Raw genomic sequence first — 15,000 nt, forward strand, 5'->3', positions numbered from 1 at the left:
TGCGTCACAGTGGCTCGAGCACGACGCCTGCGTAAGGTGGGGCTTGCCGAATGCCGATAGACAGTGGGTCCTCGGCGGACTCGCGGATCAGGGGTGCGGGTGCGGTTGCGAGGTGCCGGAGGAGGTGCGCACATGACGTCGTGGTACGGGCGGAGTCGGTTGCACGCTGGGATATTGGTCGCGGTCGCGGGGATCGGGCTCGCCGCTTGCGGACAGGCGACCTCGTCGACGCATTCCACGAGCTCGTCTCGCTCGTCGTCGACTCCGAAGCGTTCCTCCTCGCAGACTTCGTCCACTCGCTCATCGTCCGGGTCGTCATCGACCCCCGCAGCGGTCGCCCCATGCGATACGGCGGCGTTGTCCGCGTCACTCGGCCAACCAAGTGGGGCGGCGGGAACGACCTACTATCCGCTCCTCCTGACGAACGTGTCGTCGCGGTCGTGCACGCTCTACGGCTACCCGGGGGTGTCGCTCGTCGTGTCGGCGAGTGGTTCGCAGGTGGGCCGATCAGCCAGCCGCGTCGCGGGGAGCGAGCAGACGGCGACGCTCGAGCCAGGACAGTCCGCGCAGGCCATCCTCGGCATCGAAGTCGCGCAGAACTACCCGACCTCGACGTGCCAGCCAACCAAGGTCGGAGGCGTTCGCGTCTACCCCCCGGATCAGACGACTGCACTGTACGTATCGGCGCCTGAGCTCTATGGATGCGCCAACCGCTCAGTCGACCTGCTGACCATCGAACCGCTGACACGGGCCCAATCCGGTACCGGCAGTGGTTCGGGGGGTGCGACGTCCTGAAGCGTCGGGATGGGGCAACAGACGTGGTGGAGAGGGGTCGCGAACTGCTCCAACAGAAGTCCGTGCAACCCATGCGTACGCAGAGTCGAGTGCGAGCGTGGCCCTGTGAACCTGACCGAGTGGGCACGTCGCCAGGGGATCCACCCGCAGACCGCCTCCACTGGATCCATGCTGGTGGCTAGCTCCCTGCAACGAGACCCCCCGCTCTGTGAGGAGCCCGACCAGCATGGACAGGCGGAGGGAGCGCACATGAAGGGCACGAACGCCACACCTCGGAGCAGATCCTCCGGAGGCTGGCCGAAGGGGGACGAGAGCCAACGAGGGGCCACGGTCGCCGAGGTCGCTCGCGCCCTCGCACATCACCGAGACGACCTGGCAGCGGCTGGAAGCAGACCGACGGCCCCATGAAGGGGCCCGACGTGAAGAGGGTGAAGGAGCTCTCGGCCGAGAACCGGCGCCCGAAGAAGCTGGTGGCTGATCTCGCCCTCGACAACGACAGCTCTGAGGAGCTGGCCGAGGGAAACGTCTGACCCCGGACCGCCAGCGGGGAGCCGTGCACCTACTCCGCCAGCGGTTCGCAGGTCACCTGAGCGACAGCGTGCGAGGCGCAGGTCGGGCGGGCCACCTGACTGCACCTTCTCACAGCCTCGGCCAAGCGTTGGAAGGCTGCTACGGTCGAGAGCATCGGCGCCCAACGGGACCAGCGAGCGGACGTGCGCGAACGTGGTCTCGCGGGGAAGGCGGACGTGGTTCTGGAGCCGGCCAGCGACACCACGGTCTCGGGCGTGACCCAGGTCGGCAGCTGCCTCCGGCGTTCGACTCGACTGCCTGGTTAGAGTGCTTCCTATGGTTGCACCCGGCATCGATCTCGACGACCTCGACCCCACCGTTCGCCCTCAGGATGATCTGTTCGGTCACGTCAACAACCGCTGGTTTCAACGGACGGCCATCCCCGACGATCGAGCACGCTACGGCGCGTTCAGCGAGCTCGCCGACGCTGCAGAGATCGCGGTGCGCGAACTGTGCGAGCAGGCCCGTGAGGCTCCGGCCGGGTCTGAGGAGCGCAAGCTCGGCGACCTCTACGCGAGTTTCATGGATGCCGAACGCATCGAAGAGCAAGGCGCCGCACCCATCGCTCCGCTCCTTGCGGCGATCGACGACGTCGCCGATTACGGATCGTTCTGGCACCTGCTCGGCAGTCTCGAGCGCGATGGTGTGCGCGGCCTCGTCGACCTCTTCGTCGACACGGATCCTGGTGACCCTTCTCGCTATCTCGTCTTCGTCTCGCAAGGTGGGATCTCGCTGCCGGACGAGCGCTACTTCCGTGAGGAACGCTTCGCATCGGTTCGTGCCCTGCATCGACAGCACGTGGCGACGATGTTCGAGCTTGCTGGCCTGACGAACGCGGCCGCGAGGGCCGCAGCGGTCGTCGAGCTCGAGGCGGCGATCGCTGCTCGCCATCTCGACAACGTCGCGAGTCGCGACGCGCTCGCCACCTACAACCTCATGACGTACGAGGACCTCGTCGGGTTGGTCGCGCAGGGCCACCGCGAGGCCGAGGCGTTCCTCGAGGCCTGGATCGACGGTATGGGCGTCGATCGTGCGGTGGTCCGTGAGGTCGTGGTGCGCCAGCCCGCCTTCCTCGGCTCGGTCGGTGAGCTGTTCGAGGATGGTCGAATCGATGTCTGGCGCGACTGGCTGGCCTGGCACGTCATTGCCCACAGTGCTCCGCTGCTCTCGACACGCTTCGTCGAGGAGAGCTTTGCCTTCTACGGCACTGCACTCACCGGTGCTCCGACGTTGCGGGCGCGCTGGAAGCGTGCGGTGTCATTCGTCGAGGGGGCGATGGGGGAGGCGGTCGGGCGCCTCTACGTCGCGCGCCACTTCTCCGAGCCTGCAAGGCATGCGGTGCGCGAGCTCGTCGACCACCTGCTCGATGCGTACCGTGAGAGCATCGCCTCCTTGGAGTGGATGCGCGAGGAGACGCGGGCCGAAGCGCTCGCCAAGCTCGAGGCGATCGTGGTCAAGGTCGGCTATCCCGACGCCTGGCGTGACTACGGCGCGCTCGTCGTCGACCCGGAGGATCTCATCGGCAACGCTCGGCGCGCGGCGTCGTTCGCCATGGACTTCGAACTCGCCAAGATCGGTCGGCCGGTCGATCGGTCGGAGTGGTTCATGACCCCTCAGACGGTGAACGCGTACTACAACCCAGGCTTCAACGAGATCGTCTTCCCGGCAGCCATCTTGCAGCCGCCGTTCTTCGATGCCGAACGGGACGCCGCGGCGAACTACGGGGCGATCGGCGCGGTCATTGGTCACGAGATCGGGCACGCATTCGACGATCAGGGCTCTCGTTACGACGGTGAGGGCCGTCTGCGCAACTGGTGGACCGACGACGATCGGGCGAACTTCGAGCATCGGACGAAGGCGCTGATCGAACAGTACAGCGCGCTCACACCTCGACAGATCCCCGAGCACCACGTGGACGGGGCACTCACCGTGGGCGAGAACATCGGCGACATCGGTGGGCTCGCGATCGCGTGGCGTGCCTACGAGCTCGCCCTCGACGGCGCGGAGCCCCCTGTACTCGAGGGGACGTCAGGTGGAGAGCGCTTCTTCTTCTCATGGGCCATCTGTTGGCGAGAGCAACGCCGTGACGAAGAGGCGCTGCGATTGCTCGCGATCGACCCACACTCGCCGCCAGAGTTTCGCTGCAATCAGGCTGCGCGCAACGTCGACGCCTTCCACCAGACGTTTCACACCGATCCGTCGTCGGGGCTCTGGCTTGACCCCGAGGAGCGCGTGCGGATCTGGCGTGCCTAGCTGACCGCGAGAACCGAGACTGCATGCCCGAGTGACGTCTCGCGGGCTGTCGGCCCCGGTGCTACCATCGGCTCGAGCACAGGGGGGACCATGCCGTACTACCGTCGCGTGGGTGAGGTGCCGCGCAAGCGCCACCAGTACGTACGTGCGCACACAGGCGCGCGTATCGCCGAGGAGCTGATGGGCAAGGAGGGCTTCGCGGCGGAGTCGTCGCTGCTCTACCACCTGGGGCGGCCGACGGCCATCGTGGATGCAGCACCCGTCGCGATTGCGGGCACCACCCTCGTCGCGAATCGTCCACTGCTCCCTCGACACCTTCGCACGCCCAAGCTCGCCGGCCTCGGTGGCGACGCTGCCACGGACCGGCACCTCTTGCTCGGCAACGACGACGTGTGGATCTCGTGGGTGGTGGCGGATCGTCCGAGCTCGCTGCAGCGACACGCCGTCGGGGACGAGTGCTACTACGTCCATCGTGGTACGGGCGCGTGCGAGTCGGTCTTCGGCACCATCCGAGTAGGTCCCGGCGACTATCTCGTGTTGCCTGCGTCGACGACCTATCGGCTCGTCCCGGACGAAGGTTCGGTCCTCGAGTGTCTGGTGCTCGAGGCCCGGGGTCATATCGAGATCCCGGACCGCTACCTCTCCCAGCGGGGTCAGCTGCTCGAGGCGGCACCCCTGTGCGAGCGAGACCTGCGGGGCCCCGAGGGCCCGCTCGTCGTCGAGGGCGAGGACGTGGACGTGATCGTGCGTACCCGTCTGGACGCCACGCGTTACACCTACGCGACACACCCCTTCGACGTCGTGGGTTGGGACGGGTGCTGCTATCCGTTCGCGTTCCAGATCCGCGACTTCGAGCCGATCGTGAAGCGATTCCACGCGCCACCGCCCGTGCATCAGACGTTCGCCGGACCGAACTTCGTCGTGTGCTCGTTCGTCCCGAGGCCGTTCGACTTCGATCCGGAGGCGGTCGCGGTGCCCTACCACCATGCGAACGTCGACTCCGATGAGGTCCTCTTCTACGCCGACGGGAACTTCATGTCGCGGGCGGGCTCCGGGATCGAGGCGGGTTCGATCTCGCTGCATCCGTCGGGCTTCGTCCACGGGCCCCAACCGGGTTCGGTGGACGCAGCACGGGGTCAGCCAGGCACCGAGGAGGTGGCCGTGATGGTCGATACCTTCCGGCCGCTCATGCTGTCGGAGACGGCACTCGCGATCGACGACGACGCCTACCCGTGGACCTGGTCGAGGCGCGGTCCTGGAGCGCAGTCGTGAGCACCAAGCCGTTCGCCTCCTCGGCAGACCTCGCGCCCAAGCACGAGGTCCTCGAGCATCTCGCCGATGGTGTCGTCGCCTTGACCGCCGAAGGTGACCCCAACGTCGGTGCGATCGCGACGAGCGAGGGGCTGGTCTGCGTGGAGGCGCGTGCGACGCCAGTGGCGGCTCGGCGCTGGCTCGAGCGACTGCACGGCGTGCTGGATGGGCCGGTGAGCTACCTGGTGCTCTCGCACTACCACGCTGTGCGGGTGCTCGGGGCGAGCGCCTTCGACGCGGGTGCGATCGTGGCACACACCGCCACCGCCGAACTGATCGAGGAGCGAGGTGCCGAGGACTGGGCCAGTGAGCAGGCTCGCATGCCTCGACTGTTCGAAGAGCCGGCGTCGATCCCGGGCTTGACGCGGCCGACGCTCACCTTCGCCGACGAGCTGCGTCTTGGCCGTGGGGGTGGACGAGGCGACATCTGGCTGTGGTGGCTTGGTCGGGGCCATACCCGTGGAGACATCGTCGTGTGGTTGCCGCGCGAGCGGGTGCTCTTCGCCGGCGATCTCGTCGAGGCCCGGGCCGCGCTCTACACGGGCGATGCCTACCACCGCGAGTGGTCGGGCCCGACGCTCGATGCGATCGCCGACCTCGGTGCCGAGGTGCTCGTCGGGGGTCGAGGGGCCGTCGTTCGGGGCAGGGAGGCCGTGGCGGCGGCGATCGCGCAGTCGCGGCGCTTCCTCCAGGTCCTCATCGACGAGTCCTCGCGCGCGCTGGACGCCGGTGGCGGCCTCCGCGAGGCCTTCGGCGCCTGCTACGAGGCTCTCGCGCCGACCTATGGCTCCTGGCCGATCTTCGAGCACACCATCCCGTTCGACGTCGCCCGTGTCGTCGAGGAACTCCAAGGGGTCGAGCACCCCACGATCTGGACGACGGAGCGCGATCGGGCCGTCTGGGACGAGCTGCAGGGGTCACGGTGACGAGGGCCTGGCCGGTCGCGATCGTCGGTGGCGGTCCGGTCGGGCTCACCCTCGCACTGTGCCTCGCGCGCCAGGGCGTGTCCTCGGTGATCCTCGAGCGCAACGACGGCGCGACGGGCGAGGGCTCGCGCGCGATCTGTCAGCAGCGCGACGTGCTCGATACCTGGGACGCGGTCGGTGCGTCGGCGATCTGGCGAGAGGGCCTGACGTGGTCGAGGGGGCGTACGTACGTGCGCGATCGGGAGGTGCGCACGGTCGAGCTCGCCGATGTGGGTCGCAGCGAGCTACCGGCGTTCGTCAACATCTCACAGCTGCGCGTCGAGTCGATCCTGCGCGCGCTCGTCGCTGAGCGTCCGATGATCACCCTCCGGACTGGGTTCTGTGCCACGAGCATCGTCGACGACGACGCGGGTGTGCGCGTCGTCGGGTCTCGCGGTGAGGTCGTCGAGGCAGCGTGGGTCGCTGTGTGCGCTGGCGCGCACGCCGATGGCCTGCGACGTGCACTCGGCGTCGAGCTCGCTGGCGAGACCCACCCCGATCGCTTCTTGATCTGCGATGTGAAGGTGGATCTCGACACCGAGAGCCCTGAGCGTCGCTTCTGGTTCGATCCCGAGTGGAACCCCGGCCGACAGGTGCTCCTCCACGCCCAGCCGGACGGCCTCGTACGGATCGACTGGCAGGTACCCGAGGCGTTCGATCTCGAGGCCGAGGCGCACACCGGCCGACTCGACGAGCGGATCCGAGCCGTCGTTGGCGAACGCCCCTACGACCTCGTGTGGGCGAGCGTCTATCGCTTCCATAGTCGGCTCGCCACCGGTTTCGTCGTGGGACGGAGCGCGCTCGTGGGCGATGCGGCGCACCTCATGGCACCCTTCGGCGCTCGCGGTCTCAACAGCGGGGTGCACGACGCGGAGAATCTCGCGTGGAAACTCGCCGCGGTCCTGCGGTCGACAGCTCCCGCGTCGCTCGTTCGCACCTACGACGAGGAGCGGCGCCAGGCCGCTCGGCGCAACCTCGAGGTGACCGCTGCGACCATGCGCTTTCTGGCACCGAGGGACCCCCACGACCGCCAGCGACGCGAGGCGATCCTCGCCGGCGCCTTCGCTGGCGACGCCGAGGCGATGGCCGCGGTCGACTCCGGTCGGCTCTACGAGCCGGCGTGCTACGACGGATCGTCGCTCACCACCGACGATCCCCGGCGCGCATGGTTGGGCTATGACGACGCCGGTCGACCCATCGGTCCGGCGGCGGGCATGCTGCTCCCCGACGTACCGACGGCCGACGGTACCCGGGTGCGCGCGCAGCTGCGCTTCACCGGCGGGATCATCGGACCGGGCTGGGTTCGCGAGGCAACCGAGCGAGTGCACGCAGACCTCGGCCTCGCGATGGTCGGCCTCGAGCGGGCTCACGCCGACCCCGACGGCGTCCTCGCAGACGCGCTCGGACTCGACCCCGACGAAGGGGTCGTCGTGCGTCCCGACTGCCACGTCGCGGGCTTTGCGACCAGCCCGTCGTCGGCGGTCGCGGTCGCCGCACGCGCTTGGGGCTGGGGAGGAGGTGTCGGCGGGTCGTAGGCTGGGCCGACGTGACTGGCGCGCTGCTCGTGGTCGGGACCGGCTCGAACGTCGGCAAGTCGACCATCGTCACCGGCCTCGTGCGGATCCTCGCGCGCCGTGGGGTCGCGGTCGCTCCGTTCAAGGGTCAGAACATGGCCCTCAACGCCGCCGTCACCGTCGAGGGAGGCGAGATCGGCAGAGCACAGGCGGTCCAGGCGCGTGCGGCGTGGCGCGACCCGAGCGTCCTCATGAACCCGATCCTCGTCAAGCCCACCGGTCCAGGCCGCAGCCAGCTCGTCGTGCTCGGCAAGCCGGCCGGCGAGCTCCGTGCTGCGGCGTGGCTCGAGGGACGTCGGGGGCTGTGGCCGATCGTGCTCGACGCCTTCGACGAGCTGCGCAGCAGCGTCGACGTGGTGATCGCCGAGGGTGCGGGGTCCGCAGCCGAGATCAACCTGCTCAGTGGCGACCTCACGAACCTCGCCCTCGCCGAGGCTCGTGGCGTGCCGGCGGTACTGGTGGGTGACGTCGACCGTGGTGGCGTCTTCGCGTCGATCTACGGGCACTACACCGTGCTGCCGCCCTCGCTGGCTCGCCACCTGCACGGCTTCGTGATCACCAAGCTCCGTGGTGACCCCGGCCTCCTCGGCCCGGGCGTTCGCGAGCTCGAGGATCGCCTCGCGACCCGTTGCTACGGGGTCGTGCCCTGGCACGAGATCGCCCTGCCAGCGGAGGACTCGCTCGTGCGCCACCGCGCCACGGCGCCGCGGGCACCAGGGCAGCTCCGTGTCGGGGTGGTGGCGCTCCCGCACCTCGCCAACGAGACCGATCTCGATCCGCTCGTTGCCGAGGGGGTCGCGCTGTCGTGGATCGACGACCCGAGTCGTCTCTCGGGTGTCGACCTCGTCATCGTGCCGGGATCGAAGGCGACCGTGGCCGATCTCGGCTGGCTCCGAGCCTCAGGCATTGCGGCCGCCCTCGAGGACCACCTTCGTGAGGGCGGATGGCTCTTGGGGATCTGCGCTGGCTACCAGATGCTGGTCGACGTCATCGACGATCCGGTCGAATCGGGGGAGGGGACCGTGGCAGGACTCGGCCTCGTGCGAGGGAGGGTGCGTTTTGGGCCCGAGAAGGTCCTCGCGCTCGTCGAAGGGTCCCTGCGGTGGCCAGAGGCTGCCTCGGTTCGTGGCTACCTGATGCACCATGGGCGCGTGGTGAGCGAGGAAGAGCCGTTCGTCGCGCTCGGCGACGGTCAGCTCGAGGGTGCCCGACGCGGTCGGATCCTCGCCACCGCCGTCCACGGGATCCTCGACGACGACCGGGCGCGCCGGGCGCTCCTCGAGGCCGTCGCCGAGGATCGAGGTCGCACGCTGCCCCCTCCGGTGGCCTTCGCCGCCTACCAGGAGGCGCGCATCGACGAGGTGGCCGATCTGCTCGAGGAACACCTCGCGCTCGACGCACTCTGGGGGCTCCTCGGGTCCTAGGCTCGCTGGGCCGTAGGGTGGCCACGAGGGGGCCACGAGGGGAGGGACGCATGCGCATCACGGTCGCGACGAACGCCGACACCGAGGTGCTTGCGCTGCGCATGGCCTGGGAGGATCTCCCCTCGACCATCGAGCTCCACGTCGCCGCGCTCGGCGAGCTGCTCGAGACCTGGCATCCCATCGAGGGCGACGTGCTCGTCGTGCGCGCGCTCGGCGGGATCGCGGCGGTGCCCGACCCGGCACAGCTCGCGACCAGGGCACGCGCTGGAGGAGCTCACCTCGTCGTCCTTCCGGGCGAGGCGACCTTCGACGTACCGACGGCACAGGCTTCCACGGTGCCGATGGCCGTCGTGGAGCGCGCCTTCGCCTACGCCCGTGAGGGGGGTGCTGCCAACCTCGCGTCGCTCTGTCGCTACCTCGCCGTCCGGCTCGGCGGTGTCGAACTCGACGTCGCAGAGCCGGTGAGTATCCCGTTCGTCGGGAGCATGGGCCACACGTCCTGGTGCGAGCGTCATAGCGGGCCGCGCATCGCGGTCGTGGTCTATCGCGCCCATCTCATCGCCGGCAACACGCAGTTCGTCACCGATCTCCTCGACCTCGCCGAGCAGACGGGCGTCGCGCTCGAGGCCTGGTGGGCCTACTCCGCACGCGGAGAGGCGGGTCAGGTCCTCGCGGCCGAGCTCGAGGCGTCCGGTGTCGACGTCGTCATCACCACGGTGCTCGCGGGCGGCGAGACCGAGGGGCTCGGTTGGGATGCGGGTCCGCTCGGCGGGCTCGACGTGCCGGTCGTCCAGGCGCCGATCTCGACCGTGTCGCGGCAGGAGTGGGCGGCCTCTGCTATGGGTCTCGTCCCGTTGGACGTCGCCATGTCGGTTGCGATTCCCGAGTACGACGGTCGGATCATCGCGGTGCCGATCGCCTACAAGGAGCTGATCGATGCCGACGAGGTCTTCGGGGCGCCGGTGCACGCCTATCGCCTCGATCGCGAGCGAGCGCATCGTGTCCTCGAACTTGCTCGCCGCCTCGGTGCGCTGCGCCGTCGCGCCAACGACGCCAAGCGCGTGGCCATCGTGCTGTCGGCGTACCCGACCAAGCGCTCCCGCATCGGTAACGCCGTGGGTCTCGACACGCCCCAGAGTCTCGTGCGCCTGCTGTCGATGCTCGCGGAGCGGGGTTGGCGGCTCGAGACCCCCGACGATCCCGACGCACTCATGGCGCGCCTTGGTGCGTTGCTCGATCCCGAGGCCCCGAGCGAGCGTGCTCGCGGAGGCGCGACCCTCTCGATCGATGCCTACCTGGCGTGGTACGCGACGCTCCCCGGTGAGCTCCGCGACGAGGTCGAGGCGGCCTGGGGGCCGCCGCCGGGCTCGCGCTACATCGCGGAGGGATCGTTGTGGTTCCCCGCGATCTGGATGGGCGATGCGCTCGTTGCGATCCAGCCTCCTCGCGGCTACGGCGAGCACGAGATCGCGATCTACCATTCGCCCGAGCTCCCGCCGTCGCATCACTACCTGGCCTTCTACCACTACCTCACGGCGGTTGCTGGCGTCGACGCCGTCGTGCACCTCGGCAAGCACGGCACGCTGGAGTGGTTGCCGGGCAAGAGCGTCGGGTTGTCGTCGTCGTGCTGGCCGGACGTCGCGCTCGGCTCGGTGCCCCTCGTCTACCCGTTCGTGGTCAACGACCCAGGTGAGGGCGTGCAGGCGAAGCGTCGGAGCCACGCGGTGATCGTGGACCACCTCGTACCGCCGCTCACCCGAGCCGACAGCTACGGAGCCATCGCCGATCTCGAGTCGCTGCTCGACGAGCACCAGCGGGTCGCGGCCCTGGACCCATCGAAGCTCCCCGAGCTGCGAGCGGCGATCTGGTCGCTGCTCACCGAGTCGCGCATCCACGAGGACCTCGGTATCGACGAGGCCCCGAGCGTGCGCGACGACGCCTTCGACGACCTGCTGCTCGACGTCGACGGCTACCTGTGCGAGCTCAAGGACGCCACGATCCGTGGTGGCCTCCACATCCTGGGCGCGCCACCGGTCGGCGAGGCACTCGTCGATCTCGTGGCCCAGATCGTTCGGGTGCCGCAGTTGGACGTGCCGAGCCTTGCCGAGGAGCTCGATCGCCTCGAAGGCCGTCTCGGCGACGGGAGCCGTGCGGCGCGCGACGCCTCTGACGGGCGCCTCCACGAGATCCTGTGGGCCCTCGCCGAGCGCGATTGGGATCCGGAGGTGCTCGATGACGCCGAGTGGTGTGCGAGCGTCGGTCTTGAGGCCGCCCCGGACGACCTGCGTACGGCGCTCGCCTGGGTCGCCGGATCGCTGGTGCCGAGGATCCGCGGGGCGAGCCGAGAGCTCGCGGCCGTTGCGGACGCACTCGAGGGGCGGCCGATCGCACCCGGTCCGGCTGGTGCGCCGTCTCGAGGGATGGCGCACGTCTTGCCGACTGGTCGGAACTTCTACGGGCTCGATCCACGAGCGGTGCCGAGTCGGCTCGCCTGGCGTACCGGCCAGCGTGCGGCAGCCGCACTGTGCGAGCGCTTTCGACGCGACAGCGGCGGCGAGCTCCGTCACGCGAGCATCGTGCTCTGGGGTACCGCGGCGATTCGGACCGGTGGTGACGACGTCGCGCTCGCCCTCGCGCTGCTCGGGGTGGAGCCACGATGGGACGCGATCTCGGGCCGTGTGGTCGGCCTCGAGCTCGTGCCGCTCGAACGGCTCGGCCGAGCGCGTGTGGATGTGACCGTGCGGATCTCTGGGCTGTTCCGCGATGCCTTCGCCCACGCCATTGCGCTCATCGACGAGGCCGTCGAGTTGGTCGCCAAGGCAGCCGACGAGGGCGATGCGAACCCGGTGGCTCAGAGCGGGGCGGGCCCTCGCATCTTCGGCCCACCGCCGCGTGCCTATGGTTCGGGGGTGCTCGAGCTGATCGAGCACGGGGCATGGGAGAGTTCGGCAGATCTCGGGCGCACATGGGTGCGCTGGTCGCAGCATGCCTACGGGCGCGGGCGCAGCGGCGAGGAGGCGACTGGGGCGCTCTGGGATCGACTTCGTAGCGTCGAGGCGATCGTGAAGGCGCAGGACAACCGGGAGCACGACATCTTCGACTCCGACGACTACCTCCAAGAGCACGGCGGGATGATCGCCGCGGCGCGCGCAGCCGGCAACGTCTCGGTTCGGGGCTACTTCGGTGACACCTCGCGACCGGATGCACCCACGGTCAGGAGCATCGAGGAGGAGGCTGCGCGGGTCGTCCGTCAGCGGGTCGTGAACCCGAAGTGGCTCGAGGGGATGCGCCGTCACGGCTACAAGGGCGCGTTCGAGATGGCGGCGACGGTCGATTATCTCTTCGGCTACGACGCGACCGCCGGGGTCGCGCGCGACTGGATGTACGACGCGGTGACGGATGCGTTCGTTCGCGATCGCGAGAACCGATCGTTCCTGCTGCGCGTGAACCCCTCGGCGCTCGGGGCGATCTGTGCGCGCTTGCTCGAGGCCGCTCGGCGCGGCCTGTGGCACGCCGACGACGAACGCCTGGCTGCGCTCGCGGAGGGCAGCCTCGAGGCAGAGGGGGCCGAGGAGTGATCCGCATCGACAGCGTCGAGGGCAACGACGAGGCCAAGCTCGCCATCGCACTGCTCGCGGTCGATCCGACCATTGGCGGCGTCTTGTTCGTCGGACCTCCTGGCGTGGCGAAGTCGACGCTCGCGCGTTCGCTCGCCGACCTTGGCGAGGACGCCCCCTTCGTCGAGGTGCCGCTCGGTGCGACCGAGGACAGGGTCAAGGGTTCGATCGACGTCACGAGTGCGCTGCGCGACGGCGACGTGGTGCTGCGCCGAGGTCTTCTCGGCGCTGCCGACGGTGGCGTGCTCTATCTCGACGAGGTGAACCTCCAGCCCGATCACATCGTGGATCTGCTGCTCGATGCGGCGGCGACCGGCGTCAATCGCGTCGAGCGAGACGGGCTGTCGGCCACGGAGCCGGCACGTTTCGCCCTGGTCGCCACCATGAACCCCGAGGAGGGGGCCTTGCGTCCCCAGCTACGCGATCGCTTCGCCATGCTGGTCGAGGTCGGGCCGCCCCCCACGCGAGAGGCGCGCCTGCGGGCGCTTCGGCGAGCACTGCGCGGCGAGAACCCGAGTGTCGACGCCGACCGCAGCACCGTCGTCGCCGCACGAGAACGTCTCTCGCAGGTCGACATCGGCGACGCCATCGAGGCAGCGGTCGACGCCGCGATCGCTGCCGACGTAGCCTCCTTGCGTGCGGACGTCGCGATGGTGCGAGCAGCACGTGCGCACGCTGCGCTCTCGGGGAAGACGGCCGCTGGAGCCGACGACGTGAGGGCGGTCGCGCCCCTGATCGTACGCGGGCGAACAGGGAGCGCACCACGCGTCTCGTCGGCGACGGGAGCCTCCCGCGCTCCGTCCACGACGCCACCTCCGCCAGCGGTGCGTTCGCCCGGGGATGCTCGCGGTGAGCTCGGCGGTGGGGCAGCGGATCGCGGCGGCTCGGCGAGCTCGGTGACGTCGTCCTCGGCGCGTCGAGGTCCCGATGACCGCGAGGGGGTCTCGTCCGAGGGGGTCTCGTCCGAGGGGGTCGCGTCGACGAGTGCGGGTGGCGAAGCCGGCGACGCTGCCGGCACCGATACCGATGGCGAGGCTGTAGCTGGGGAGCGATGGGCGGCGGGCCAGCGCCACCCGCTGGTCGGGGGAGCGCTCTCGCGTGTGCGCGCTCACTCGGGGGCGTTGGGGCGCGAGGCCCACGAACTCGGTGCCTCCAACGACGCCGGTGCCATTTCGGTGGCGCGGAGCGTGCTCGCGCGACTCGAGCGTCAAGGGGGAGGCCCGCTGGGTCCGGAGGACCTGCGCCGAACCGAGCGAGCACGCCGCGAGGCGCGCTGTGTCGTGCTCCTCGTCGACGCCTCGGGCTCACAGGCTGCCGAGGTCGCGTTGGAGATCGCTTCGCAGGTTGCCGAGGAACTGCTCCTGCATGCCTACCAGGCGAGGGCACACGTCGCGGCGGTGGCCTTCGGCGGCGACGGTGCCACCGTCGTGCTGCGGCCCACGCGGTCGATCGAGGTCGCCCGGGCGCGACTCGGTGCGATCGAGCGCCGCGGTGCGACGCCGCTCGCCGCTGGTTTCGACGTCACGGCCGAGCTCGTGGTGCAGCTGCGCCATCGAGGCATGGAGCCGCTCGTGGTCGTGGTGACCGATGGGCGTCCGACGGTCGGTGGGCGCGGGCTCGGGCCGATCGAAGCGGCCCTCAGCGCTGCTCGCGAGCTGGGTCGCCTCGGTGTCGACGGAGTGATGGTGGAGGTGGGTCGCGCGTCGCGTGATGGCCTCGAACTCGCCGCGCGACTCGCGGCCGAGGCCGGTCTCGGTCACGTCGTCGCTGCTGATGCGTGAGCCAGGGCGTCGGCGAGCACGGTGTCGAGCATGGCTGGCGTGAGGCGTCGAGGCGCGGTGTTCTGCGGACTCGGGTGGTAGCTCGCGAGGACGAGGCGGCCACGTCCGAGTTCGATGCGTTCTCCATGTCGGAACCGGCCGAGCGGCTCGCCGAGCGCTGCGGCCAGAGCCGACCATGCGATCGCACCGAGCGCGACCGCGCTTCGCCACGGCACGAGCTCGAGCTCGCGGACGAGGTAGGGTCTGCAGGCGGCGAGCTCGCCAGCACGAGGCCGGTTGTCGGGGGGTGCGCAGCGAGCGGCGGCGCTCAGCCAGACGTCGGTGAGGACAAGGCCGTCGTCGCGACTGGTCGAGGTCGGCTGATTCGCAAGGCCGAGTCGCCACAGCGCTGCGGTCAAGAAGGCGGCCGACGGGTCGCCGGTGAACATGCGGCCGTGCGCGTTCGCCCCTCGGCGCGACGGCGCGAGGCCGACGACGAGGATGCGAGCAGCCGGATCGCCGAAGCCTGGCACCGGGAGGGCGACCCAGTCGGATTGGCTGGTGGTTCGCCGCCACTCGACGAGACGATCGCATCGACAGCACGTGAGGATGTCCTGAGCGAGCTGCTCGAGTGCCGTGGCCATGTGCGGAGCCTATCCGTCGCGGCCGGAATGGCGACGGCCGCGCGAGTGTTACAGACAATAGGCACACCGTTGAGGTACGAAAGGAGA

At 69.7% G+C, this 15,000-nt stretch carries 10 protein-coding genes; 9 read left to right on the forward strand and 1 reads right to left on the reverse strand.

Annotated features, from left to right (window positions below):
- Positions 1-132: 132 nt before the first annotated feature.
- The 9 genes from AFER_RS04175 to AFER_RS04215 all read left to right on the forward strand — a co-directional run bounded on the left by AFER_RS04175 (position 133) and on the right by AFER_RS04215 (position 14,290).
- The gene (locus AFER_RS04175; RefSeq protein WP_015798245.1) at positions 133-795 is read left to right on the forward strand and encodes a DUF4232 domain-containing protein; all 663 of its coding nucleotides are present in this window, start codon (positions 133-135) and stop codon (positions 793-795) included.
- 404 nt (positions 796-1,199) lie between these two features.
- Positions 1,200-1,325, forward strand: coding sequence for a hypothetical protein (locus AFER_RS12770; protein WP_280956806.1), 126 nt, complete (start codon positions 1,200-1,202; stop codon positions 1,323-1,325).
- Between the two features lie 316 nt (positions 1,326-1,641).
- The gene (locus AFER_RS04185) at positions 1,642-3,618 is read left to right on the forward strand and encodes a M13 family metallopeptidase (RefSeq protein WP_015798246.1); all 1,977 of its coding nucleotides are present in this window, start codon (positions 1,642-1,644) and stop codon (positions 3,616-3,618) included.
- 90 nt (positions 3,619-3,708) lie between these two features.
- A complete protein-coding gene (locus tag AFER_RS04190; RefSeq protein WP_015798247.1) occupies positions 3,709-4,890 on the forward strand; it encodes a homogentisate 1,2-dioxygenase in 1,182 nt (393 codons plus the stop codon).
- Positions 4,887-5,855 (forward strand): MBL fold metallo-hydrolase, encoded by a 969-nt coding sequence (locus AFER_RS04195; protein WP_015798248.1) that lies wholly within the window; start codon positions 4,887-4,889, stop codon positions 5,853-5,855. Before AFER_RS04190 ends, AFER_RS04195 begins: the two co-directional genes overlap by 4 nt.
- On the forward strand, positions 5,852-7,429 hold the full coding sequence (locus AFER_RS04200) for an FAD-dependent oxidoreductase (protein WP_015798249.1): 1,578 nt from the start codon (positions 5,852-5,854) through the stop codon (positions 7,427-7,429). Before AFER_RS04195 ends, AFER_RS04200 begins: the two co-directional genes overlap by 4 nt.
- A gap of 11 nt (positions 7,430-7,440) precedes the next feature.
- A complete protein-coding gene (locus AFER_RS04205; RefSeq protein WP_015798250.1) occupies positions 7,441-8,892 on the forward strand; it encodes a cobyric acid synthase in 1,452 nt (483 codons plus the stop codon).
- A gap of 50 nt (positions 8,893-8,942) precedes the next feature.
- Positions 8,943-12,470 carry a cobaltochelatase subunit CobN gene (gene cobN, locus AFER_RS04210; protein ID WP_015798251.1) on the forward strand — a complete coding sequence of 1,176 codons (3,528 nt, stop codon included), beginning with the start codon at positions 8,943-8,945 and terminating at the stop codon, positions 12,468-12,470.
- Positions 12,467-14,290 carry an AAA family ATPase gene (locus AFER_RS04215; protein ID WP_015798252.1) on the forward strand — a complete coding sequence of 608 codons (1,824 nt, stop codon included), beginning with the start codon at positions 12,467-12,469 and terminating at the stop codon, positions 14,288-14,290. The genes cobN and AFER_RS04215 overlap by 4 nt, the downstream gene beginning before the upstream one ends.
- Here the strand turns inward: AFER_RS04215 and AFER_RS04220 are convergent.
- Positions 14,266-14,913 carry a uracil-DNA glycosylase gene (locus AFER_RS04220; RefSeq protein WP_015798253.1) on the reverse strand — a complete coding sequence of 216 codons (648 nt, stop codon included), beginning with the start codon at positions 14,911-14,913 and terminating at the stop codon, positions 14,266-14,268. The genes AFER_RS04215 and AFER_RS04220 overlap by 25 nt on opposite strands.
- Positions 14,914-15,000: the final 87 nt, after the last annotated feature.

Source organism: Acidimicrobium ferrooxidans DSM 10331 (assembly GCF_000023265.1).
Taxonomy (GTDB): Bacteria; Actinomycetota; Acidimicrobiia; order Acidimicrobiales; family Acidimicrobiaceae; genus Acidimicrobium; species Acidimicrobium ferrooxidans.

Excerpts from the sequence above, each read along its gene's own strand:
- AFER_RS04220 (WP_015798253.1), bottom strand. The coding sequence starts at position 14,913 with ATGGCCACGGCACTCGAGCAGCTCGCTCAGGACATCCTCACGTGCTGT.
- cobN (WP_015798251.1), top strand. The coding sequence starts at position 8,943 with ATGCGCATCACGGTCGCGACGAACGCCGACACCGAGGTGCTTGCGCTG.
- AFER_RS04185 (WP_015798246.1), top strand. The coding sequence starts at position 1,642 with ATGGTTGCACCCGGCATCGATCTCGACGACCTCGACCCCACCGTTCGC.
- AFER_RS12770 (WP_280956806.1), top strand. The coding sequence starts at position 1,200 with ATGAAGGGGCCCGACGTGAAGAGGGTGAAGGAGCTCTCGGCCGAGAAC.
- AFER_RS04190 (WP_015798247.1), top strand. The coding sequence starts at position 3,709 with ATGCCGTACTACCGTCGCGTGGGTGAGGTGCCGCGCAAGCGCCACCAG.
- AFER_RS04175 (WP_015798245.1), top strand. The coding sequence starts at position 133 with ATGACGTCGTGGTACGGGCGGAGTCGGTTGCACGCTGGGATATTGGTC.